The organism is Bradyrhizobium sp. 35 (assembly GCF_023073215.1).
In the GTDB taxonomy this organism is placed as follows: Bacteria; Pseudomonadota; Alphaproteobacteria; order Rhizobiales; family Xanthobacteraceae; genus Bradyrhizobium; species Bradyrhizobium canariense_D.
Window position 1 is genome coordinate 1 of the sequence record NZ_JADPJC010000028.1, and the last position, 23,182, is coordinate 23,182.

Genomic DNA, 23,182 nt, shown 5'->3' on the forward strand with positions numbered 1-23,182 from the left:
AAGGTTGCGAACCCCTCATCTCAAGACAGGACGCCTCGTTGCGCTATCCTCTCAGCCGCGCTGCCGGCCGTCGTGCCTACCGCGCGAGCGGTTTAGTCCAATGGCCCCTAGCTGACTCACAAGGCGGGACTGGCTATGTCCGGTTTCGCGGACAGAGCGGACACCGGCTACCCCGCGAGCTATCGGGTTTACGACTACGCTCCCCAGCGCATCCGGGCGCGCATCGACGCCTGCTGTGTTGAATGGATTCAAGTCGGAGGACGGTTGCTTCGAGCCTCCGCGCGGGACGCGGTGTGAAGCTCGAGGATATCGATACGGAGTAGCGGTTGGGGCTCGCCCTGCCACGCGTGCCGCGACAATGGCATCTTGCGCCTGTTTTGCCCGACGAGTCAATATTTCGTCAAAACATAATTTCGGTTTTTCCGTTATCTCACCCCGCGGATTCAACGGATTCGGCAATCGCCTAAGTCATTGATCCCGCTCATGCCGGCTACTGTGCATGGGGTTGTTTTCGAGGTTTTTGTTTTGAGGGCGACAATGCGAAGCTGAACCGGACCTGATCCGGCTCGCCCGCTACTTCATCACCCGCAAATTCTTGGTCGTGAACCGCTGCGTCTTGCCGTCTGGACGAACCGGCCGCCGCGTGCCGGCGGCCTTGCCGGTGCCGGGCGGCTGGTGCGCGGGGACCAGCTGGTCGGGGCGCGAACCGATCAGATCGGCGCGGCCCATCTCTTTCAGGGCTTCACGCAGCACCGGCCAATTGTCGGGGTCATGGTAGCGCAGGAACGCCTTGTGCAAGCGACGCTGGCGCAGGCCCTTGATCGCCTCGACCTTGTCGCTGCCACCGCGCCGCACGCCGCGCAGTGGGTTGACGCCGGTGTGGTACATCGCCGTCGCGGTCGCCATCGGCGAGGGCAGGAAGGTCTGCACCTGATCCGCGCGGTAGCGGTTCTTCTTCAGCCATAGCGCCAGGTTCATCATGTCCTCGTCGGTCGTGCCCGGATGTGCCGCGATGAAATACGGGATCAAATAGTATTTCTTGCCGGCCTGTTCGGCCGCGGCATCGAACATCCGCTTGAACTGGTTGTAGGCGCCGATGCCGGGCTTCATCATCTTGTCGAGCGGCCCGCGCTCGGTATGTTCGGGCGCGATCTTGAGATAACCGCCGACGTGATGGGTGACGAGCTCCTTGATGTATTCGGGGCTCTCGACCGCGAGGTCGTAGCGCACGCCGGAGGCGACCATCACCTTCTTGATGCCCTTGGTCTCGCGCACCTTGCGATAGAGCCGGATCAGATCGTCATGCGAGGTGTTGAGATTCGGGCAGATCTCGGGGAAGACGCAGGACGGCCGCCGGCACGCGGCCTCGACCTTCGGGTCCTTGCACGCCATCCGGTACATGTTGGCGGTGGGACCGCCGATGTCCGAGATCACGCCGGTGAAGCCCGGCGTCTTGTCGCGGATCTTCTCGATCTCGCGCAGGATCGAGCCCTCGGACCGGTTCTGGATGATGCGGCCCTCGTGCTCGGTGATCGAGCAGAAGGTGCAGCCGCCAAAACAGCCGCGCATGATCGTCACCGAGAACTTGATCATGTCCCACGCCGGGATCTTCGCGTCAACGTAGGACGGATGCGGGGCGCGCGCGTAAGGAAGATCGTAGACGGCGTCCATCTCCTCGCTGGTCAGCGGAATCGGCGGCGGGTTGAGCCAGAGATCGCGATCGCCGTGGCGCTGCACCAGCGGCCGCGCATTGCCGGGATTGCTCTCCCGGTGCAGCACGCGTGACGCGCGCGCATAGGCTTCCTTGTCCTGCTCGACCTGCTCCAAAGCGGGCAGCCGGATCACGGTCAAGCCTTTCGTGCGCGAAGCGCCCTCATCGGCGGAGTCGATATCGTCGGCGTGCAGCTCGGTGTAATCGTCGGGCACGCGGCGGAACAGCGCGACGCCCCTGATGTCGTCGAGCTCGCGCGGCGCCTCGCCGGCGGCGAGACGATTGGCCACTTCGACGACGGCGCGCTCGGCATTGCCGTAGAGCAGCAGGTCCGCCTTGGCGTCGGCCAGCACCGAGCGGCGCACCTTGTCGGACCAGTAATCGTAATGCGCGATCCGGCGCAGCGAGGCCTCGATGCCGCCGAGTACGACCGGGACGCCCTTGAACGCCTCGCGGCAACGCTGCGCGTAGACGACGGTGCAGCGGTCCGGCCGCTTGCCACCTTCGCCGCCCGCGGTATAGGCATCGTCATGGCGCAGGCGACGATCCGCGGTGTAGCGGTTCACCATCGAATCCATGTTGCCGCCGGTGACGCCGAAGAAGACTTTTGGCTTGCCCAATGCCTTGAACGGCTCGGCCGAATGCCAGTCCGGCTGCGAGATGATGCCGACCCGAAAGCCCTGCGCCTCCAGCAGCCGGCCGATGATGGCCATGCCGAAGCTGGGATGGTCGACATAGGCATCGCCCGTCACCAGCACGATGTCGCAAGCGTCCCAGCCGAGCGCATCCATCTCGGCGCGACTCATCGGCAGGAACGGCGCCGGCTTGTGCGGGCGTGCCTGCGCCATCAGGGGTTTTTCGGCGGCGATGATCTGGATGTCCATGGCGCATACGCATAGGACTCCGGGCCTCCGAATACAACCGACGGGCAGGTGAAAGATCCGGTTCCGCGACCGGCAGCCCGGGCGTGCGACCGCGTTAACCGTTCGCGAGCGCCGCCATCAGCTGTCTGCACCTTCTCGGGTCACGCGCAGGAACCAACTGCCCTCGCGAACATTCTGATGCAGGGTTGCGCTGGGCCCGGCTGGCGCGCGCTCGCCTCCGGGGTGTAATATTGCCTCGATGTTCGCCCCTGGCGGATGGGGGAGCCGTGAGTACAGTCATAGAGAACTTGCTGCTCCGAAAGCAGAAGCTGGTTGAGCAGCTCGAGAAGGCGCCCACGGCCGAGGACCGCGACAAAATCGAACACCAGCTCGAACAGATCAACACCGCGCTGGATTTTCTGGACAGGCCCGGCACGAAAAATGCGCGGTAGCAGCGCTCAATCGACCTGCAGCGCTTTGGCGTAGACCACGCCAGAATTGGTGACGTGCGTGGTCATCAGCGTCGCGAAGGCGGCAAACTCGCCGCGGGCGAACAGATCGAGCAGCTTGCGATGCTCGTCGAAAGACGTGCGCGTGCGCACGTCGATCGGCGAAGTCAAATTGGTGCGGAGTGCCGCGACGCGGCTAGATGCGAGCTGATAGGATTCGGCGAGATAGCGGTTGTCGCAATGGGCGAACAGCGCCTCATGGAAAGCGGCATCGGCGCGGCCATAGGCGATGTTGTCCCTGGCTGCAATCGCCGGCTCCATCGCCGCGATCGCCTCGCTCATCGTCGCGATCGCACCGGCGCGATCATGGCGGAAGGCGAGCTCAGCGGCCTTGGGCTCCAGCGCGATCCTGAACGTGCAGAGCGCGGTGATGTCTTCCGCGCTTGGCGTAAAGACAAAACTGCCGACCTGCGGCCGGATCACGACGAGGCCCTGCGCCTGCAGCTGACCCATCGCCTCGCGCACCGGGGTGCGGCTGACGCCGAAGGAGTTTGCCACCATCTCCTCGGAGATGGCGGCGCCGAGCGCGAACTCGCCGTCGATGATGGCCTGGCGCAGCCGCTGCATCACCCGCTGCGACAGCGATTTCGGCGCATCGAGCTTCAGCGATCGCATTGGCTCTCTCAGATCACCTTGCCGGGGTTGAGCAGATGATCGGGATCGAGCGCGGCCTTCAGCGTTCGCATCAGCGCGATCTCGGCCTCGCTGCGGGCATGACCCAGCCACTTCTTCTTCAACGTGCCGATGCCGTGCTCGGCCGAGACGCTGCCGCCCATCTCGCGCACGAGACCGTAAATGATCGCGTCCATCTCTTCCTTCGGCTGCTGCTCGACGGCAAGGCCGGTGACCCAGGAGACGAGATGCAGATTGCCGTCGCCGATATGGCCGTAATAGACGCTTTCGCATCCCTCGACGCCATCAGCCAGCGCCGCCTTGCAGCGCGTGACGAACTCGTCCATCCGCGCCACGGCGAGGCCGATGTCGTAGGAGATGTGCGGACCCAACACCTGGCCGAACTCGGCGCAGATGTCGCGCACGCGCCAGAAGCTTCGCGTCTGCGCCAGCGATTGCGCCACGGCGGCGTCGGCGAGCAGCCCGCGCTCCATCAGCTCTTCGAGCCAGCTTTGGAAGCGCGGTGCGTCGAGGCTCTCGTCGGTGCCCTGCGCTTCCACCAGCACGTAGAGGCCATGGCCTGCGGCGACCGGCGGCTTGACGCCTGCGCGCGACGTGATCACGTCCCAGTAATCCGGCCACATCACCTCGAACGCCGACAGCAGCGGGCCGAGCCCGCTTCGCGCGGCGCCGAGCAGCGCGATCACCGCGGCATAGTCCTCGAGCGCGCAGAGCGCGGCCATGGTCGAACGCGGTTTTGGAAACAGCCGCAGCACCACGCGGGTGATGATGCCGAGCGTGCCTTCCGAGCCGATGAACAGATGCTTCAGATCGTAGCCGGCATTGTTCTTCATCAGCTTGTTGAGGCTAGTGATGATGGTGCCGTCGGGCAGCACGACTTCGAGCCCGAGCACCAGTTCGCGCGTCATGCCATAGCGGATCACGCGATTGCCGCCGGCATTGGTCGAGAGGTTGCCGCCGATGGCGCAGGAGCCGCGCGAGCCGAGATCGAGCGGAAAGAAGAAGCCGGCTTCGTCGGCTGCCATCTGGATCGTCTGAAGCGGCGTGCCTGCTTTCACCGTCATCGTCATCGAGGCGTGATCGATCTCCTCGATCCCGCTCATGCGCTCGAGCGAGATCGCGACCCAGCCTGCTTCAGGCGATGCGCCGCGGCACAGCCCAGTCAATCCGCCCTGCGGCACGAACGGCAGATGCGCCTGCCGGCAGGTCAGAATCGCGTCGGCCACGCCTTGCGCATCGACCGGGCGGATCACCGCGAGCGGCGTTTGCGGCAGGCTCGCGCTCCAGTCGTTGCAATTGCGCGCGGGCACGTCCGGGCCAACGAGCACGGCGGCCGCGCCGAGGCTGTCGCGCAAGGCGCCGAGCAACTGGGTGGGCCGCTCGACCGGGGTCACCATGTCCATGCGAGACCTCCTCGGAATCTGGCTGCGTGTTATGCGCGCCATGACGGCGGAAAGGATTTGCGCCTTTGTTGTATGTAAGGTACAAGCCCGAAAGTAAAGCAAAAACAAGGCTTGCCAAGCTCTGGTTTGATCGTCCGAGACCAGACGCCTGGTCCGAAGCCACAGCAACGGATGGTGTGTGATGACGGAGGCAATTCGCGGGTTCTGGGTGGCTTCGGCGACGCCGCTGGCGACGGACGGCAGCGTGGACTCCGCCAAGCTCGCCGCCCACGGCAAGCAACTCTTCGGTAAGGGCATCGACGGTGTCGTGCTGTTCGGCACCACCGGCGAGGGCACCTCGTTCAATGTCGCCGAACGCGTCGCGACCATCGAAGCCGTGCTCAAGGCCGGCGTTGCGCCGGACCGAATTGGAATCGGCGGCGGCTTCCCCGCGATCGGCGACAGCATCGCATTGACGCGTGCCGTGCTCGGTCTCGGCCTGCGTCACGTGCTGTATCTGCCGCCTTACTTCGACCGAAGCGTCAGCCCTGAAGGCATCGAGGATGCCTTTGCGGCGATCCTCGACGGCGTCGCCGACGATCGCCTGCGTGCCTACCTCTATCATATCCCGCAGATCTCGGGTGTCGCGATCCCGACCGGCGTCGCCGCGAATTTGCGCAAGCGCTACGGCAAGGTCGTTGCGGGCCTGAAAGACTCTAGCGGCGACTTCAAGCAGTTCCAGGCGTTCCGTGCCGCCGCTCCCGAGCTCGCCATCACCGTCGGCAACGAGGTTGACATCACCCGCGCGATCGCCGCCGGCGGTGCCGGCACCATCTGCGGCATGGCCAACATCGCGCCGGAGCTGGTCAAGGCAATGATCGACGGCAAGGATGTCGAAGCACGCATGCAGGCTGCCGTGGACATCGTGGTGAAATCACCATCCTTCCTCACGACGCTGAAAGCCATCCTCGCGGCACAGACGGGCGACGCGAGCTGGCTACGCGTGCGGCCGCCGCTCCGGGCCTTGTCCGACGGCACCGCGCTCAAGCGCAAGCTCGACGAGCTGATGGCTCCCGCGATCGCGTGAGATCGCGGGAAGCCGCGACACGTTGCCGCGAATTCGCGCGCTGCGTGTCGCGGTCGCTGCGCAATCCATCGAGGATTGTCGAATAGCGATCAAAGCCTAGAACCATTCAACACTAGAGCGATTCAAGGCCGCTTGCGGTTCTCTTCACGAACAACGGCTGTTAGACGCGCCAGCTTCTGCGTCTGACTTGGAAGTGAATCGAAAGTGCGTGCTCATCTGGATGGCCAGCGCGTCAGCGGCCGTCGAACTCCTGCCGGCACGAGCTGCGCAGTCCTCCTCATTGGAGCAGCCGTTCTGCTCGGCGCACCTTCCTTCAGCGCGACGGCCGCCCAAGCGCAATCGGCTCTGCCGCCGGTGACGGTCGAGGCGCCGGCACCGCGGCCGAAAGCGGCGCGTGCATCGGACCAGTCCCCACGCCGCGCTCAGACCGCCGCGCGCCAGCGCAATCGCAATCCCGCACCCGCAGCGCCGACGCTCTCGGAGCGCGCGGCCGCGGAAGCCGCCGCGCAACAGGCCGCCAAGCTCGGCTACCGCGCGATGCCGAGCGCGACCACGCTGCGCAGCGGCGCTTCGCCGCTCGATACGTCGCAGGCCGTCAACGTGGTGCCCGAGCAGGTGCTGAAGGACCAGCTCCCGCGAAACATCGACGACGCGCTGATCAACGTCAGCGGCATCACCCAGACCAACACGCTCGCCGGCAGCCAGGACGCGGTCATCCGCCGCGGCTTCGGCGACAACCGCGACGGCTCGATCATGCGCAACGGCATGCCGCTGGTGCAGGGGCGCAGCTTCAATCCCGCAGTCGAAAGCGTCGAGGTGCTGAAGGGGCCGGCCTCGCTGCTCTACGGCATCATGGATCCCGGCGGCATCGTCAACACGATCAGCAAGCGGCCGGAGCTGTACCAGCACGGCTCGGTTACGCTGCTTGGTTCGGCCTTCAGTGCTTCCAAGACCGGCGCCGACGGCTTGCTCGACATCACCGGTCCGATCGGTGATCAAGGCCTCGCCTATCGCTTCATCGGCTACAGCGTCAGCGAGGATTACTGGCGGAATTTCGGCCGCCACCGCGAGATGCTGGTTGCGCCGTCACTGGCCTGGTATGGCCAGGACACCACGGTGCAGCTCAACTACGAGCATCGCGAGTTCATCTATCCGTTCGATCGCGGCACGGCGTTCAATCCGGTGACGAAGGCGCCGCTGGCAGTTCCCACGACGCGCCGGCTCGACGAGCCCTTCAATAACACGTGGGGCACGTCGGACCTGATCCAGGCGTCGGTCGAGCACCGTTTCAATCATGATTGGAAGCTCTACGCCGGCTACAGCTACAACACCGAGACCTTCAGCGCCAACCAGCTTCGTATCACCGGCATCAACTTCACGACAGGCGCCGAGACCCGCAGCAACGACGGCACGCAGGGTTCGCTCAGCAACGCCAGCTATGGAACGTCCTATATTTCAGGCGGCTTCTGGCTCGGCGACATGCGCAATGATGTGGTGTTCGGTGGCGACGGCCAGTATCGCACCATCTACCGGGACAATCTGATCCGGCAGATAACGCCCGCCTTCAATGTCTACAATCCCGTTTACGGCCTGATCGGGCCGGGAACGACGGTGTCCAATCCCGACAGTGCGCAGACCGACAAGCTCGGCCAGTGGTCGATGTTCGTCCAGGACACGTTGCATCTGACAGAGCGGTTCGCCTTGGTCGGCGGCGTGCGCTACATGGACTACGACCAGATCGCCGGGCGCGGGAAGCCGTTTGTCACCAACACCAATGTGTCCCAGGACAAGGTGCTTCCGCTCGGCGGCGCCATTTTCAAGCTCACCGACCAGATATCGCTCTATGCGAGCTATACTGAATCGTTGAAGCCGAATTCGACCATTGCGCCGATCGGCGTCACGATCGGCTCCAACGTCGCGCCGGAAGAAGGCGTGTCATACGAGACCGGCGTCAAGTTCGATTTGAACAAGCGCATCTCCGGCACGCTGGCGCTCTACGATCTCGACAAGAAGAACGTGCAGACGACGAAGACGAACAGCGCAGGCGTGGTAGAACTCCACACCGTGGGCCGTGCCCATTCGCGCGGTGTCGAGTTGGACGTCACCGGCAGGATCACCGATAGCTGGGCCTTGATCGGCAGTTATGGCTACACCGACGCCCGCGTGACGGCATCCGAGGACATCACGCTGCTCGGCAGGAAGTTGCAGAACGTCGCGCTGAACACGGCCTCGCTCTATCTGGTCTATGACTTCGGCACAGCCCTGCCGGGTCAGCTCCGCCTCGGCGGCGGCGCGCGTTATGTCGGTGATCGTCCCGGCGATTCGATCAACTCCTTCTTCCTGCCCTCTTATGTGGTCGCCGATATTTTCGCGACCTATGAGATGAAATACCAGAACACGCCGGTGATCTACCAGCTCAACGTCAAGAACCTGTTCGACACTGTCTACTATCCCTCCGCCGTCAATAATCTGAACGTCGCCCTCGGCGACGCGCGGCGGGTCTCGCTGTCGGCGACGGTGAAGTTTTAGCGATGGGCATGTCGCGCAGGGACGCCCTTCGGATGATCGCGCCGAGCAGGAGGGCTCGCGCCGATGCGTGAGTCCTGGCGCGCGATCAAGGCCGCTCTGCTTCATGTCCATTCCATCGCGGGCCTCGTGCTGGCGCTGCTGCTCGCCGTGATCGCACTGACCGGTGCGATCATGAGTTTTGAGGACGAGATCGTCGATCATCTCAACGCCGGCATCATGCAGGTCGCGCCGCGCCAGGCACCGGCGCTGATGCCGGACGAACTGGTTGCGCGCCTGACTGCGGCGCAGGACGTCGGCAAAATCTCCGCCGTGACGCTGGCGAGTGATCCGTCCGCCGCGGTGCATGTGCGCTTCGCCCGCGACGAACGAGGCGCGCGGCCGTCCTCGCTCTATGTCGATCCCTATGACGCGCGCGTGTTGGGCACACCGGACGGCGAAGAGTTTTTCGCGACCGTGCGCAAGCTTCATCGCTGGCTGTTGATTCCCGGCGATGCCAAGGGCTGGGGGCGCCAGATCACGGGCGTGGCCGCGCTCGGCCTGATCGTGATGCTGATCTCGGGCCTCGTGCTGCGCTGGCCGCGTCGTGCAGGCAGCGTGAAGATGTGGCTGAAGCCGAATCTCGGGCTCAGTGGCCGCGGTCTGCATCGGTCGCTGCATGCGGTGATCGGCACCTGGGTCCTGCCGGTCTATCTGGTGATGACGTTCACCGGGCTCTGGTACTCGTTCGACTGGTACAAGGATGGCGTCGTCTGGTTGCTGTCGCGCCCGCAGATCGCCGCGGCGAAGATGCAGCCCAAGATGCCCACAAAGGCGTCGCGTGCTGCCGGTGTCAGCGAGACGGCACAGCCGATCGGCTTTGATCGCGCGTGGGCCGCCTTCCTGCACGAAGAGGGCGGCCGTTTCTCCAAGGCGTTGCTGACGCTGCCCGCCGGTCCGGGCACGGTGATACGGATCCGCTCCTGGGGGAAAGACTCGACCCTCGACACCACCCGTGACGAATTCCGCGTCGATGCCATCACAGGCCAATTCGTGTCTGCGGAGCGTTATTCCGATAAGACCCTCGGCGAGAAGACCATCGCGAACGTGCTCGATATCCACCGCGGCGCATTTCTGGGCTGGCCCGGCAAGCTCGCGTTCATGCTCGCGGCTGTGCTGATGCCGCTGTTCGCGGTCACCGGCGTTTTGCTTTATTTGTCGCGTCGAAAGCTGAGGCGGCTGGCGCAGCCACGGCTCGGGCGGCTCGTTCCCGGCGAATGAACGGGCTGCCGCAAAGGCTAGCCAACACTTCTGCAATCGTTCAAAAGCCCATGGCCAATCCTCGTCAGGGTTTACGCCATGAAGATCACCACCGTCACTCCCGCCGACATCCGCCGTGCACTGCTGCTCCGCGAGGAGATCGCGTTGCTTGATCTCAGGCACGAGGCTGGTTTCGCGACGGGACATCCGCTGTTCGCCGCCAACATGGCTGCCGATCGGATTGCGATCGAAGCGGACGTCAGGCTGCCGCGCAAGAATGTGCCGATCGTGCTCTATGATGACGGCGAAGGGCTCGTCACCGCGGGTGCCGAGCGGCTGGCCGCGCTCGGCTATACCAACGTCCGCGCGCTCGATGGCGGACTGAAGGCCTGGCGCGACGCGGGCTATCAAATGTTCGAGGACGTCAACTCCTACTCCAAAGCCTTTGGCGAGCTGGTCGAGTCGCGTAGGCACACGCCCTCGTTCAGTGCCGACGAGGTGGCAAAACTCATCGCGGACAAGGCCAACATTGCCATCCTCGACGTCCGCCGCTTCGACGAATATGCTACCATGAACATTCCGGGCTCGGTCAGCGTGCCCGGCGCGGAGCTGGTGCTGCGGGCAGGACAGGCGGCACCCGATGCCGACACCACCATCATCGTCAATTGCGCCGGCCGCACCCGCTCGATCATCGGCACCCAATCGCTGATCAATGCCGGCGTGCCGAACAAGGTCCGGGCGCTGCGCAACGGCACCATCGGCTGGACGTTGGCGCGGCACACGCTCGACCATGGTGCTAACAGGCGTGGCGCGATCGGGTCGTTCGAGGGCGGCCCGGCCAATGCGCGCGACGTCGCCTATCGCGCCGGTGTCCGCCATATCGGCGCGAGCGAGATGGCTGCGCTTGTCGCGCAGACCGATCGCACGCTCTATCGCTTCGACGTGCGTGACGCCGAGGGATATGCCGCAGGCCATCTCCCGGGCTTTCGCCACTATCCCGGCGGACAGCTCGTCCAGGAAACCGACATGGCCGCACCGGTGCGCGGCGCGCGTATCGTGTTGACCGACGATAAGGGCGTCCGCGCCGACATGACGGCGTCCTGGCTCGCGCAGATGGGCTGGGAGGTCTATGTGTGGGAGGGCGGCTATGACGGCGCGCTCGAAATCGGTCCGCCGCACGTCCTGCCCAAGCCCGATCCCGCCCACCGCTACCGCCGCCCCTATGAAGGCACCGGCGTCGACGAACGCGCGATGCAGGCCTATCTCGACTGGGAATATGGCCTGGTCGAACAATTGCGTCTGGACGGGACGCACGGGTTTTACGTGATCTGACGACCGCTCCGCCATCTTCTCCCCGTATCCGAACCCTATTGTGCTGCGCATCCCCCGCGGTCTATGAGCTGCGGCGAAGCTGTGACCCACGGAGATTTCATGTCAGTCCCAGGCCGAAGCCCTGAGCGGAGCGCGAAGGCGCTGCTGCTCGAAGGCGTCAATGACAGCGCCGTGGACCTGTTCAGAACGGCGGGTTTCACCAATGTCGAGCGCCTGACCAAGGCGCTGGACGGCGAGGATTTGCGGCGGGCGCTCAAGGGCGTGTCGCTGCTCGGCATCCGCTCGCGCACCCAGATCACCGATCAGGTCCTGGAAGCGGCCGACCAGCTTCTCGCCGTCGGCTGCTTCAGCGTCGGCACCAACCAGGTCGATCTGCTGGCGGCGCGCAAGCGCGGCATTCCGGTGTTCAACGCGCCGTTCTCCAACACGCGCAGCGTCGCCGAGCTCGTGATCGGCGAGATCGTGATGCTGCTGCGGCGCATTTTCCCGCGCTCGGTGTCGGCCCATGAGGGCGGCTGGGACAAGTCGGCGACCGGCAGCCGCGAGGTGCGCGGCCGCACCCTCGGCATCATCGGCTACGGCAATATCGGCTCGCAGCTCTCGACCCTGGCCGAGGCGATCGGCATGCGCGTGATCTATTTCGACCGCACCGACAAGCTCCGCCACGGCAACACCGAGCCAGTCGAGAAGCTGGAGGAGCTGCTCGCGCAGAGCGATGTCGTCAGCCTGCACGTGCCGGAGACGCCGGAGACATCAGGGATGATCGGCGAGAAGGAGCTGCGGGCGATGAAGCCCGGCTCCCTTCTGATCAACAACAGCCGCGGCACCGTCGTCGATCTCGATGCACTGGCGGGGGCTCTGCGCGACGGCCATCTCGCGGGTGCCGCCATCGACGTGTTTCCGGTCGAGCCGTCCTCGAATTCGGACCGCTTCAACAGCCCGGTGCAGGGCCTCGGCAATGTCATCCTCACGCCGCATATCGGCGGCTCGACCGAGGAGGCGCAGGAGCGCATCGGCGGCGAGGTGGCGCGCAAGCTGGTCGACTTTTTCATCACCGGATCGACCACGGGCGCGGTGAATTTTCCGGAAGTGCAGCTGCATCTGCGTCCCTCCGGCGCGCGCTTCAGCCACGTCCATCGCAACGTGCCCGGCATGCTGCGCCGGCTCAACGAGGTCTTCCTCCAGCGCGACATCAACATCGCTGCGCAGTATCTGGAGACCTCCGGCGACCTCGGTTACGTCGTGCTCGATGCCGACCTCGGCGGCCAGGATTCAGGCGCGCTGCTCCAGCAGATCCGCGCCCTCGACGGCACCGTCGGCGCGCGGCTGGTGTTTGAGCACTAGCACTGCATTGACGAGCGGCCGCAGGGCGCCTTGAATGCGGCCTGCTGACATAACGAACAGAAACTCAGGGGGAAACGATGGCGCAAATCCATGTGAAGCTGTGCGCATTGCTGGTGGGCGCAGCGGGCGCGCTGGGCGCGAATTCCGCTTCAGCGGTGACGCTGACTGAGGATGCGGACACTGTCTGCAAGGGCCTCGTCGGCGGCGCTGACGCCGTGAAGGTGGATTCGGCGACGTTGCTGGCGCCGTCGCAACTGGCCGTCGCCGAACGCGGCCCGACGCCGTCGGGGCGCGTCACGCCCGCCAATCCCGGCTTCTGCAAGGTGCTCGGCCACATCGATCCCACCGATCCCAAGGCGCCGCCGATCAAGTTTCAGGTCAATTTGCCCGTCGAATGGAACGGCCGTTCGCTGCAATATGGCGGCGGCGGATTCAATGGCGTGCTGATCACGGGCCTGGCGCTGCCGCCGGCCTATCCCTTCGACAAGCCGTCGCCGCTCGCGCGCGGCTTCGTCACCTACGGCACCGATTCCGGTCACGAGTCCAAGCCGGGCGAGCCGCCGCAGCTGTTCGCGCTCAACGACGAAGCCTTCGAGAATTTCGCCCATCGCGCCTACAAGAAGGTGCGCGATGCCGCCGTCGCGCTGATGCAGCGCGCTTACGGCAAGGCGCCGGAGAAAATGTACTTCATGGGGTCGTCCGAAGGCGGCCGCGAAGGCCTCACCATGGCGCAGCGCTACCCTGATGATTTCGACGGCATCTTTGCTCGCGTGCCCGTCATCAACTGGGTCGGCCTGCAGCATGCCGGCACGCGTTCGGGGCTCGTGACCATGGGTGATGGCTGGATCAATCCGGCGCAGGTGAAGCTAGTCGGCGATGCCGTGCGGGCCGCTTGCGACAAGGCCGACGGCTCCGATGACGCGCTGGTGCAAGATCCCGTTTCCTGCAAGGCGGCCTTCAAGGTGGAGACGCTGCGTTGCGCGAGCGGCAAGACGGGCGATCAGTGCCTCACCGACGCACAGATCAAGGCGATCGAGACCTTGCATGCGACCTACAAATTCCCGTTCGCGCTCGCCAATGGCCTCGACGATTATCCGGGCTGGGGCGTGTCGGGCGAGGACACGCCGGCGGTCGGCCCGACCGGCGGCTGGGTCGCGTGGTGGCTTGGCACGGCGCCTCCCGCGCAGCCGCCCGCGCCCAATAATGGCATCGCCTGGATCTACGGCGCCGGCGGCATCCAATACGTGTTCGCGCGCGATCCCAAGCTCGACGTGACGACGTATAAGCCCGAAGCGCACAAGGCGCGGCTGCTCGAGGTCTCCAGCCTGATGGATTCCACCGACCCCGACCTCAGCCGCTTCCGCGCTCGCGGCGGCCGGCTGATCATGCTCGAACATATGGCGGACTACGCGCAAAGCCCCTATGCCGGCATCCGCTATTTCGAGAACGTCGAACGCAAGGTCGGCAAAGCCGAGACGGCCGAGTTCGCGCGGCTCTACACCGCGCCAGGGGTCGACCATGTCGGCTCCGGCGCGCCGGCCAATGTCGACATGCTGAGCGTGCTGGTCGACTGGGTCGAAAAGGGCAGGGCGCCCGGCGATCTGGAAGTTACCGAGCAGAAGGTCGAGGCGCCGTCGTTTGCGACGCTTCGCGCGCTGCCGCTGTGCCGCTGGCCGGCCTGGCCGCACTACAAGAGCGGCCCAGTGACGGAGGCGTCGAGCTTCATGTGCGCGCCGTAGCAGGCGCGCCACTTCGGAGCGTCACCCGGTGGCCATTGCCTGCGCGCCGCCGAGCAGCTGCGCGTTAAGCCGGCCGCCGGAGAACAGCATGTCGTCAAGCGCCTCGTCGATATCGGCCGAGATCACGGTGTTGCCGCCGTCCCGCGCGATGCTTCCTTGCGCCAGCCGCCGCATCAGCTCCTTGATGAAGGCGCAACTCGTGCCCTCGCTGCGTCGGGCAGCCTCCGCGATCACGGCCCCCTCGAGCGGCAATCCCCTGCCGTAGAGCCGGACCAGCTTGCCGCGGCCGGTCTCGTCTGGCAGCGGCACTTCGATGGCTTGATCGATGCGGCCGGGGCGACCCGCGAGAGCTCCCTCGAGGTCCTCCGGCCGGTTGGTGGTCAGGACGAACAGGATGTCGGCGTCTTCCTTCAGCCCGTCCATCTCGTTGAGCAGCTTGTTCAGCATGGATTCCTCACACGGCCCCATGTCATCGCGGTCGCGGGCGATGAGATCGACATCCTCGATCACCACCATCGACGGCTGGAGCAACCGTGCCAGGCTCATATAGGCGCCGAGCAGACCGATCTGCTCGGCCGTGATGATCAGCGTCGTATGCCCGGGCAAATGCGTTGCGAGATAACGGATCGTGTGGGTCTTGCCAGTGCCCGGCGGCCCGTACAGCAAGATGCCTTTGCGTGTCGATTGACCCAGCCGGCGCAATTGGTCTCGGGTGTTGACGAAGGTCAGAACGTTGCGATCGAGCAGCCGCAGGGTCTGCTCCGGCAGGATCACCTCGTCGCGCGCGACCTGCGGCAAGCGATGCACCGTGATGCCGCGCGAGCGACCGCGATAGTCGGAATCGGCATCGAGCGACAGGATCTTGCCGCGATAGGTCCGCGCAGCCTGTACGGCTTCTTCCAATTCACTGAAGCATTGCTGGACGAGAGCCGCGCCTGCGGAACCTGAGGGTACCAGGATTTCGATCCGAATTCCGGGCTCGCGACTGTATTCGCGGTGTGCGCAGAGCAAAACCGCATAGCGGAGATGATCCTGCTCACACAGCCACAGCCCGTTATCCAGACACTTGACCGGGCTCTTCTCGCCTACGTCGACGTCGGAATATTGCAGCGGGGCAATCGCGATCGCATAGCGGCCCTCCTTGAGCAGTCGTGGAATCGACAGCGTTTCGTAGCGCTGCTCCTCGTTCAGTCCCACCAGCCGGATGGCCTTGCCGAAGAGCCGGTCGACGGCGGCCTGGAGATCGACCCGCATGTGGCCGGGAAATTGGCGGATCGTGGTCACGAGTTTGCTGCGCGCAGTGCTGGCAAGGTGCCAATCGAGAATGTCGCATGCAAAGTCGAAATTCTCCTCTCGCTCGTTCGAGGGCTCATCCGCCGCACGCATGCATTCGCTGCACAGCCAGACCGTGCGGCTGCCGATACGAACGTCGGTCTGTCCCTCAGGCTTGCCACAGAGTTCGCAAGGACTCTTGACCGCCTCTAGCGTGACCTGCAGTTGGTGGCCGGCCAATTCGATGGATTGTTGCGCAGATTTGAAAAGGGCTTCGGCAACCGATTGCGGGTAAGGTCCGCAAACCGCTTTTTCCTTCTGCTCGATCTGGGTGATCAGCGCGGTCGCTTCACGGTCTGATTTGCCGAAAACCTGCCGAAGCAGATCCATCACGAATTGGTCCGGCGTATCATCGTCATTATGAATTATGAGCTGGGTCGGCTGGTTCTCGCCACGCATACTGTTCATCACGAAAGGCCTCCGGGACAATCTATGATTGAATAGAACGAATAGAGAACATAAAGGGAAGCGGCCGTCAAGCGTGACGGCGGCGGCTAATTGCGATTGGTGGGTGAGGTCCTGGTGCGCCGGGGCGGCCCTGTTCCTCGACGACTGCCGCGGCACATGTCCAGCTGCCGTCCTTTGACAATCTGATCCGCCTCGATTATCTATTTCGCATGCGAAATAAAGACGAGGGCGCGAGACACCATCGGTTGATCTACCTGTTGAGCGTGGCGCAGCGGCGCGTGCAGCGCTGGATGGCGGCGCAGCCTTCGAGCGAGGTCACGCCGGCGCAAGCGGGGCTGCTGTTCATCCTCGGCAAGCAGAACGGCGTCCTGATGGGTGAGGTGGGCGCGGCGCTCGACATGGGGCCGGCCGGCATCTCGGGGCTGGTCGACCGTACGGCGGCGGCTAAACTGGTCGAGCGGCGCGCGGATCACGAGGATGGTCGCGCCTGGCGCGTCTGGCTGACGCCGAAGGGGCGGACGGCACTGGCGCAGGCGAAGGCCAGCGCGGCACGGGTCAACGCGGCGTTGACGGACGGATTCACCAGTTCGGAGATCGATATCGTCGCGCGCTGGCTGACCAGCATTCAGGACAAGTTTCCAAGACAGCTTTCAACAGAGCTTTCTAGAGATCCATAGGAATAGAGGAGAGACCCATGACCGAGCACGTCCGGATCCGGAACGACGGCGGAATTCTCACGCTCACGCTGGCACGCCCCGACAAGAAGAATGCGCTGACGGATGCGATGTACGGCAAGCTCGCCGATGCCATCGAATCAGCCGAGCACGATCCGTCGGTCCGCGTGATCCTGATCCGCGGCGAAGGCGACATGTTTACCGCCGGCAACGATGTCGGCGAGTTCGCGGCGGTCGCGGCGGGCAAGTCGGAAGGAAGCCGCAACGTCGTGCGCTTCATCCAGTCGCTGGCGCGCTGCTCCCGGCCCTTGGTGGCCGCGGTGCAGGGCCGCGCCGTCGGCGTCGGCACCACGATGCTGCTGCATTGCGACCTCGTCGTGCTTGCCGCCAACGCGCAATTGTCGACGCCCTTCGTCAGCCTCGCACTGGTGCCGGAAGCAGCTTCCAGCCTGCTGATGCCGGCGCGCATCGGCTATGCGCGGGCCTACGAGATGTTCGCGCTGGGCGAGACGGTGCCGGCCAAATCCGCGCTGGAATGGGGGCTCGCCAACCGCGTCGTGCCGCTCGACAAGCTCGATGCCGAGGCGCTCGCGCTGGCGCAGCGTCTTGCCCGTCAGCCGGCCGGCGCACTCACCGCCACCAAGAAGCTGATGCGCAACGGCGAGACGCTGGTCGCGCAGATGAATGCCGAAGGCGAGCAGTTCGGGCTGCGCCTGCGCACCGCTGAGGCGCGCGAGGCCTTCACGGCGTTCGCGGAACGCCGCCCGCCGGATTTCACCAAGGTTGCGTGATATCCGGGACTGCGCTGAGGCTCGTCGGGCCGGAAACTCACGCCCATTCGATTAAAACCTTAACGGAACATTGGCATGTCGCGGGCAAGGTGGCGCTCGAAAGAATAGGCCCCCGACCCAGGCCCCCGACACCATGGCAATGTTTAAGAAATCGGTAAGTTCGCTCCTTCTGACCTTGATGGCCCTGCTGGCTGCGGGTGCGCTGGCCTCCACGGCGATCCAGATGGTTGGGGCGTTCGGCCGCTATAGCGACAGCCTCGAGACCGCGCGGCTTGCCGCGGCCGACAAGGCGATCTTCCATGGCGTGCTGGCGCTGCGCAACAATCGCGGCGATGCCCAGAGCGCGATCCTCGGCGAGGATGATCCGCGAGCAAAACTCGAGGCGGCGGAGAAGGCCGAGCAGGGCGGCTATGACGCCATCGGCGCCGCGCTCGCCACCGTCGATTTCGCCCGCCGCGACGAACTCGCTGGCACATTGAAGCAGGGCTGGAGCGCCGCCGCGCCGCAGTTCCAGCTGTTCTACGACGAGGCCAAGCGCCCGCGCGCGGAGCGCAAGATCGAGCGCACCAACTCCTGGTATGATGGCGTCACCAAGGTGATCGAAACGGCCAACCTCGCTTCCACCGCGGTGTCGAACCGCGCCTGGATGGACGACCCCTTCATCGCCCGCATGATCCAGGTCCGGCGCTTCGCCTGGCAGGTGCGCGATCGTTATGGTATCCATTGTTCGTCCCTTCGCTCCAACGTCAACGCCAGCAAGCCGCTCGACGACGCTCAGAAGCGGTCAGTGGCGCAATGGGATGGCACGATCGCCTCCGGTTGGGCGGGCATGGCCGAGTTGCTGGCCGCGCCCGGCGTGGCGGCGGAGCTGGTGACGGCAGCGGCGGACGCGAAGGCCAAGACCGACGGTGCCCTCAAGCAGATCGGCGACCTCACCAAGAATTTCGACGGCAGCGGTAAGCCCGCGATGCCCGCCGCGGAATGGAATACGCTGTGTCAGTCACCCTTTGCGTCCATCGTCGCGGTGGCGAACAAGGCGCTCGACCAGTCGATCGTCCGGGCGGAAACGGTGCAGGCCAAGGCGCTCACCAATCTCGTCGTGCAGTCGCTCGCGTTCCTGCTCGCGCTGGCCGTGACCCTGACCGGCGTGTACGTGGTGCGCAATCGCCTGATGCGCCCGGTGCGCGCCATCCTGGACGCGATCGCCAAGATCAGCGCCCGCGACTACGCGACGCCCGTCCCGCAATCCAGGTATCCCGACGAGTTTGGCACCATGGCGGCCGCACTCGAAAGCCTGCGCGAGAGCGCGGCGACCGCGGAACGCCTGGGCCAGGAGCGCGAATCGCAGCAGGCGCTCCAGCTCGCCCGCTCCGGCACCGTCGATGCGGCCTGCCGCAGTTTCGACGACACCGTGCAAGCCGTCATTCACAGCGTTGCGGCGTCGACCAAGGAGCTCGATGCCACCGCGACTGACGTCCGCTCACTGGTTTCGGAATCGAGCAGCCAGACCGCGGCGGTCTCCTCCTCCGCCGAGCAGGCCACCAACAATCTCGAGACCATCGCAGCGGCGACCGAAGAACTCTCGGCGTCCGTCGGCGAGATCTCCGCGCAGGTGCAGGCCAGCGCCCGCGAGGCCCGCGAAGCCGTGTCGCAGGCAGCGCAGACCAATGCGACGGTCGAAATCCTCGATCAGACCGCTGGCCGCATCGGCGAGGTCGTGAAGATGATCAACGCCATCGCAGGGCAGACCAATCTCCTGGCGTTGAACGCCACCATCGAAGCCGCGCGCGCGGGCGAGGCCGGCCGCGGCTTCGCCGTGGTCGCCGGCGAGGTCAAGAGCCTCGCTTCGCAGACGGCGACGGCGACGGAAGAAATCTCCCGCCAGGTCGCGGAGATCCAGGGCGCGACGGGCCAGGCGGTCGCGGCCATCCGCGCGATCGGCGGCGCGATCAGCGGCATCGACGAAAAGATGACGGCGATCGCGGCAGCGGTCGAACAGCAGCGTGCGGCCACCACCGAGATCTCCCGCAACTTCCAGCAGGCCGCGCAGGGAACCCGCGAGGTCACCGACACCATCGGCAGCGTCGCCAGGCTGAACCAGGAGACCGGCAATGCCGGTTCGGTCCTGTCGGTGTCCGTGACGAAAATGTCCGCCGACGCCGATCGTCTCCGCGTCGCGGTCGAGGGCTTTTTGGGCGCGGTGAGGACCGCATAGCTTCGACAATCTTCCGTCCTTACGTCGCGCGATCGGCATTGCCGCCGATGCGCGCGGCGGGTACATCTGTGGCGCTGTGCGAGCGTCGCGGCAGATGTAAGAGATATCAGGGATGGAGAGTTCGATGCCGGTCACGCCCCACCACAAGGCCCAGCGCCCCTATCGCGGCGTGTTCCCGGTCGCACCCACCATCTTCGACGAGCGCGGCGAACTCGACCTTGAGGGACAGCGTCGCTGCATCGATTTCATGATCGACGCAGGCTCGAACGGTCTGTGCATTCTCGCCAATTTCTCCGAGCAGTTCGTGCTCACGGATGCCGAGCGTGAGACCGTGATGCATGCGGTGCTGGAGCATGTCGCGGGCCGCGTTCCCGTGATCGTCACCACCACGCATTTCAGCTCGGCCGTCTGCGCCGCGCGCAGCCGGCAGGCCGAGGCGGCCGGTGCCGCCATGGTCATGGTGATGCCGCCCTATCACGGCGCCACCTTCCGCGTGCCCGAAAAAGGCGTCGTCGAATTCTTCAAGGTGCTGTCGGGCGCGATCAAGATTCCGATCATGATCCAGGATGCGCCTGTCGCCGGCACCCCCCTGTCGGTTGAGCTACTCGCGCGGCTGGCGCGCGATTTCGCCAACATCCGTTATTTCAAGATCGAGGTGCCGGGCGCGGCTGCAAAGCTGCGCAGCCTGATCGACGCCGGCGGCAGCGATATCGAGGGTCCCTGGGACGGCGAGGAAGCGATCACGCTGCTCGCCGATCTCGATGCCGGCGCCACCGGCGCGATGACCGGCGGCGGCTATCCCGACGGCATCCGCCAGATCGTCGATCCCTATTTCGCCGGCAAGCGTGAAGAGGCCAAAGCCGCCTACGAACGCTGGCTGCCGCTGATCAACTACGAAAACCGCCAATGCGGCCTGATCGCCTGCAAGGCGATGATGCAGGCCGGCGGCGTGATCAAGTCGGACACGGTGCGGCATCCGCTCCAGCCGTTGCACCCGGCGACGCGGGCCGGGCTGCTGGAGTTGGCCAAGGAGCGCGATGCGCTGGCGTTGAGGTGGGGGAAGTAGCGCAACGCTGTCGTCCCGGCGAAGGCCGGGACGACGCTGAGTGTGAGGTGCGCACCCCTGGCCTGATCCCGCCAGCTTCCATCTGGCTGAAGGCGTCGAATTAACGCGGTTCGGGCGGTTTCCCGCAGCCCGGCGATGACATATTGTACGCTCGCCAACCTGGCCCGCGGAGCAACTCAAGACATCGCGCAACAGCTCTTCATTATGCCGCTATTCCGAACCAGGTTGGTGCGAACCAACGAAACAGGGAGGCAGTGCCATGACGATGAGGCCGGATCCCACCTTTCACGCATCGCCCAAGCTTGCGATGGAAGCTCCTGCGGAGAACTTTGCCTACACGTTGCTGCTCAGTCCGGATTTCTCGAAACCGGATGCTCTCGCGGTGATCGACGCCAAGCCGGGATCGCCGACCTACAGCCAGATCGTCCACACCGTGACGATGCCCAACAAGGGCGATGAGTTTCATCACTTCGGCTGGAATGCCTGCTCCTCCGCCTTGTCGCCGCTCACTGGGCATGCCTTCATCGAGCGGCGCTATCTCATCATCCCCGGGCTGCGCTCGTCGCGGATTTACATCATCGATACCAAGCCCGATCCGACCAAAGCCAAAATCCACAAGATCATCGAGCCCGAGGAAGTCTTCAAAAAGACCGGCTATTCGCGGCCGCACACCATCCATTGCGGGCCGGACGGCGTCTATGTGAGCACGCTCGGCGGCGGCGGCAAGGACGGCACCAACGGGCCTCCAGGCGTCTTCATCATGGATTGCGAGACGTTCGAGGTCCTTGGACGATGGGAGATCGACCGCGGTCCGCAGACGCTGCACTATGATTTCTGGTGGAACCTGCCGCGCGACTACGTGGTGACGAGCGAATGGGCATTGCCGCCGCAGTTCGAGAACGGGATCGTCCCGGAAGATCTGCTGGCGAACAAATATGGCCATCGTCTCCACTTCTGGGATCTCCGCGCCCGTCGCAACGTGCAGACCATCGACCTCGGCGCCAATCATCAGATGGCGCTGGAGGTACGGCCGGCGCACGATCCGGTTCGCGAATACGGCTTTGTAGGCGTTGTGGTCGACACCACGAATCTCGAAGCCTCGATCTGGACCTGGTGGCGCGAAGGCGGAAAATTCCATGCGGAGAAGACGGCGACGATCCCGCCCGAGCCTGCGCCAAAGGAGAAGCTCCCGCCGCTGCTTCAGGGCTTTGGCGCCGTGCCGCCGCTGGTGACCGACATCGACCTGTCGATGGATGATCGTTTTCTCTATGTCTCGTGCTGGGGCACGGGTGAAATGCGCCAGTACGACGTGAGTGATCCGCGAAAGCCGAAGCTTGCGGGCTCGGTTCACATCGGCGGCATCGCGCGCCGCACCCCCCATCCGAACGGCAAGGCATTTGCGGCCGGTCCGCAGATGGTCGAGATCAGCCGGGACGGCAGGCGGGTGTACTGGACCAATTCGCTCTATTCCACCTGGGATGACCAGTTCTATCCCGATGGCGTTCCGGGTTTGGAAGTCATGGCCAATGTCGGTCGCAATGGTGGCTTCGAGCTCGACAAGAACTACTTCGTGAGCTTCCCCGACGGATATCGTGCGCACCAGATCAGGCTGGAGGGCGGCGATTGTTCGACGGACTCCTTTTGCTACCCGTCGGCCTAGATTGGGCACACGCGAGCCTCGGCTGGCTGTGGCTCGCTCTTGTTGCGAGCGGTCTCTATCACGGGGTCAATCCGGGAATGGGCTGGCCGCTCGCCGTTTCGGCCGGGCTCATGGACAAGAGCCCGCGCGCGCTCTTTCGTGCGTTGTGGGCTCTGGCCGCCGGACATCTCCTGGCAACGCTTCTCGTGCTGCTGCCATTCGCGTTCCTGCTCGTGCTGGCCGAGTGGCAGCGTTCGATCCAGCTCGGCGCGAGCCTTTTCGTCATCGGCTTCGGCGTCTATCGGCTGGTCGAGCGGCGCCATCCGCGCGCGCTGGCACGAATTCCGCCGACGCAATTGGCGCTCTGGTCATTTGCCGTTGCCATTGCTCACGGCGCCGCCTTGATGCTCGTGCCGATCTATCTCGGGCTCTGCCAGGCCTTCGAACTCGATGCCGGCCATGAGGCCGCCGGCGCGCTGATGAAGGCGAGTCTCGGGATGGCGGTTCTGGTGTCTTTGGTGCACGTCGCTGCCATGGTCAGCGCCGGCGGATGTCTGGCGTGGCTGGTCTACCGCCATCTGGGATTGAGGTTCGTCTCGCGAAGCTGGTTCAATCTGGATGTAATCTGGGCCACCAGCCTCATTCTGGTTGGCGTTGTGGCCTTCGGCTTCAATCTCGCGAGCTGGCACTGA

17 protein-coding genes are annotated in these 23,182 nt (G+C 64.9%); 13 read left to right on the forward strand and 4 right to left on the reverse strand.

The genetic code is table 11. The features are described from left to right. Positions 1 to 573: 573 nt before the first annotated feature. Entirely contained in the window at positions 574 to 2,595 is a 2,022-nt protein-coding gene (locus IVB36_RS05190; RefSeq protein ID WP_018453053.1) for a YgiQ family radical SAM protein, read from the reverse strand. Between the two features lie 266 nt (positions 2,596 to 2,861). Between IVB36_RS05190 and IVB36_RS05195 the strand changes: the two genes are divergently transcribed. Then, positions 2,862 to 3,026: a hypothetical protein gene (locus tag IVB36_RS05195; protein WP_162847272.1), complete on the forward strand. Its 165-nt coding sequence runs from the start codon at positions 2,862 to 2,864 to the stop codon at positions 3,024 to 3,026. A 6-nt stretch (positions 3,027 to 3,032) separates the two neighbouring features. On the opposite strand, the gene IVB36_RS05200 is transcribed toward IVB36_RS05195, so the two are convergent. Together IVB36_RS05200 and IVB36_RS05205 are read right to left on the reverse strand one after the other, a co-directional pair. Next, positions 3,033 to 3,698 (reverse strand): GntR family transcriptional regulator, encoded by a 666-nt coding sequence (locus tag IVB36_RS05200; protein WP_247369103.1) that lies wholly within the window; start codon positions 3,696 to 3,698, stop codon positions 3,033 to 3,035. A gap of 8 nt (positions 3,699 to 3,706) precedes the next feature. Next, positions 3,707 to 5,119 (reverse strand): FAD-binding oxidoreductase, encoded by a 1,413-nt coding sequence (locus IVB36_RS05205; protein ID WP_018453056.1) that lies wholly within the window; start codon positions 5,117 to 5,119, stop codon positions 3,707 to 3,709. Between the two features lie 181 nt (positions 5,120 to 5,300). Here IVB36_RS05205 and IVB36_RS05210 point away from each other — a divergent pair, with 181 nt between their 5' ends. The 6 genes from IVB36_RS05210 to IVB36_RS05235 all read left to right on the forward strand — a co-directional run bounded on the left by IVB36_RS05210 (position 5,301) and on the right by IVB36_RS05235 (position 14,365). Next, positions 5,301 to 6,185: a dihydrodipicolinate synthase family protein gene (locus IVB36_RS05210; protein WP_018453057.1), complete on the forward strand. Its 885-nt coding sequence runs from the start codon at positions 5,301 to 5,303 to the stop codon at positions 6,183 to 6,185. A gap of 204 nt (positions 6,186 to 6,389) precedes the next feature. Further along, positions 6,390 to 8,714 carry a TonB-dependent siderophore receptor gene (locus IVB36_RS05215; protein WP_026232450.1) on the forward strand — a complete coding sequence of 775 codons (2,325 nt, stop codon included), beginning with the start codon at positions 6,390 to 6,392 and terminating at the stop codon, positions 8,712 to 8,714. A 63-nt stretch (positions 8,715 to 8,777) separates the two neighbouring features. Then, positions 8,778 to 9,971 carry a PepSY-associated TM helix domain-containing protein gene (locus IVB36_RS05220; protein ID WP_018453059.1) on the forward strand — a complete coding sequence of 398 codons (1,194 nt, stop codon included), beginning with the start codon at positions 8,778 to 8,780 and terminating at the stop codon, positions 9,969 to 9,971. Positions 9,972 to 10,049: 78 nt separating this feature from the next. Continuing rightward, complete coding sequence (locus IVB36_RS05225) at positions 10,050 to 11,282, forward strand: rhodanese-like domain-containing protein (protein ID WP_018453060.1); 1,233 nt, start codon at positions 10,050 to 10,052, stop codon at positions 11,280 to 11,282. A 99-nt stretch (positions 11,283 to 11,381) separates the two neighbouring features. Then, positions 11,382 to 12,626 carry a phosphoglycerate dehydrogenase gene (gene serA, locus IVB36_RS05230; RefSeq protein ID WP_018453061.1) on the forward strand — a complete coding sequence of 415 codons (1,245 nt, stop codon included), beginning with the start codon at positions 11,382 to 11,384 and terminating at the stop codon, positions 12,624 to 12,626. Positions 12,627 to 12,703: 77 nt separating this feature from the next. Further along, positions 12,704 to 14,365: a tannase/feruloyl esterase family alpha/beta hydrolase gene (locus tag IVB36_RS05235; RefSeq protein WP_018453062.1), complete on the forward strand. Its 1,662-nt coding sequence runs from the start codon at positions 12,704 to 12,706 to the stop codon at positions 14,363 to 14,365. Between the two features lie 21 nt (positions 14,366 to 14,386). Here IVB36_RS05235 and IVB36_RS05240 read toward each other — a convergent pair whose 3' ends face one another. Then, on the reverse strand, positions 14,387 to 16,261 hold the full coding sequence (locus IVB36_RS05240) for an ATP-dependent Clp protease adaptor ClpS (RefSeq protein WP_247390843.1): 1,875 nt from the start codon (positions 16,259 to 16,261) through the stop codon (positions 14,387 to 14,389). 53 nt (positions 16,262 to 16,314) lie between these two features. Between IVB36_RS05240 and IVB36_RS05245 the strand changes: the two genes are divergently transcribed. The 6 genes from IVB36_RS05245 (at position 16,315) to IVB36_RS05270 (ending at position 23,182) form a co-directional block, all read left to right on the forward strand. Further along, positions 16,315 to 16,782: a MarR family winged helix-turn-helix transcriptional regulator gene (locus IVB36_RS05245; protein WP_247369100.1), complete on the forward strand. Its 468-nt coding sequence runs from the start codon at positions 16,315 to 16,317 to the stop codon at positions 16,780 to 16,782. Between the two features lie 17 nt (positions 16,783 to 16,799). After that, entirely contained in the window at positions 16,800 to 17,570 is a 771-nt protein-coding gene (locus tag IVB36_RS05250) for an enoyl-CoA hydratase (protein ID WP_018453065.1), read from the forward strand. A gap of 133 nt (positions 17,571 to 17,703) precedes the next feature. Beyond that, positions 17,704 to 19,785: a methyl-accepting chemotaxis protein gene (locus tag IVB36_RS05255; RefSeq protein ID WP_026232452.1), complete on the forward strand. Its 2,082-nt coding sequence runs from the start codon at positions 17,704 to 17,706 to the stop codon at positions 19,783 to 19,785. Between the two features lie 124 nt (positions 19,786 to 19,909). Further along, entirely contained in the window at positions 19,910 to 20,851 is a 942-nt protein-coding gene (locus IVB36_RS05260) for a dihydrodipicolinate synthase family protein (RefSeq protein WP_026232453.1), read from the forward strand. 259 nt (positions 20,852 to 21,110) lie between these two features. After that, positions 21,111 to 22,511, forward strand: a complete 1,401-nt coding sequence (locus IVB36_RS05265) for a selenium-binding family protein (RefSeq protein ID WP_247299231.1) — start codon at positions 21,111 to 21,113, stop codon at positions 22,509 to 22,511. A 77-nt stretch (positions 22,512 to 22,588) separates the two neighbouring features. Next, positions 22,589 to 23,182, forward strand: a complete 594-nt coding sequence (locus IVB36_RS05270; RefSeq protein ID WP_018453069.1) for a hypothetical protein — start codon at positions 22,589 to 22,591, stop codon at positions 23,180 to 23,182.

What these genes read in the sequence shown, in the direction of transcription:
- IVB36_RS05250 (WP_018453065.1), top strand. Translation starts at nt 16,800, where the DNA reads ATGACCGAGCACGTCCGGATCCGGAACGACGGCGGAATTCTCACGCTC.
- IVB36_RS05225 (WP_018453060.1), top strand. Translation starts at nt 10,050, where the DNA reads ATGAAGATCACCACCGTCACTCCCGCCGACATCCGCCGTGCACTGCTG.
- IVB36_RS05210 (WP_018453057.1), top strand. Translation starts at nt 5,301, where the DNA reads ATGACGGAGGCAATTCGCGGGTTCTGGGTGGCTTCGGCGACGCCGCTG.
- IVB36_RS05270 (WP_018453069.1), top strand. Translation starts at nt 22,589, where the DNA reads ATGGGCTGGCCGCTCGCCGTTTCGGCCGGGCTCATGGACAAGAGCCCG.
- IVB36_RS05245 (WP_247369100.1), top strand. Translation starts at nt 16,315, where the DNA reads ATGCGAAATAAAGACGAGGGCGCGAGACACCATCGGTTGATCTACCTG.
- IVB36_RS05255 (WP_026232452.1), top strand. Translation starts at nt 17,704, where the DNA reads ATGGCAATGTTTAAGAAATCGGTAAGTTCGCTCCTTCTGACCTTGATG.
- IVB36_RS05190 (WP_018453053.1), bottom strand. Translation starts at nt 2,595, where the DNA reads ATGGACATCCAGATCATCGCCGCCGAAAAACCCCTGATGGCGCAGGCA.
- IVB36_RS05200 (WP_247369103.1), bottom strand. Translation starts at nt 3,698, where the DNA reads ATGCGATCGCTGAAGCTCGATGCGCCGAAATCGCTGTCGCAGCGGGTG.
- IVB36_RS05265 (WP_247299231.1), top strand. Translation starts at nt 21,111, where the DNA reads ATGACGATGAGGCCGGATCCCACCTTTCACGCATCGCCCAAGCTTGCG.
- IVB36_RS05205 (WP_018453056.1), bottom strand. Translation starts at nt 5,119, where the DNA reads ATGGACATGGTGACCCCGGTCGAGCGGCCCACCCAGTTGCTCGGCGCC.
- IVB36_RS05220 (WP_018453059.1), top strand. Translation starts at nt 8,778, where the DNA reads ATGCGTGAGTCCTGGCGCGCGATCAAGGCCGCTCTGCTTCATGTCCAT.
- IVB36_RS05235 (WP_018453062.1), top strand. Translation starts at nt 12,704, where the DNA reads ATGGCGCAAATCCATGTGAAGCTGTGCGCATTGCTGGTGGGCGCAGCG.
- serA (WP_018453061.1), top strand. Translation starts at nt 11,382, where the DNA reads ATGTCAGTCCCAGGCCGAAGCCCTGAGCGGAGCGCGAAGGCGCTGCTG.
- IVB36_RS05260 (WP_026232453.1), top strand. Translation starts at nt 19,910, where the DNA reads ATGCCGGTCACGCCCCACCACAAGGCCCAGCGCCCCTATCGCGGCGTG.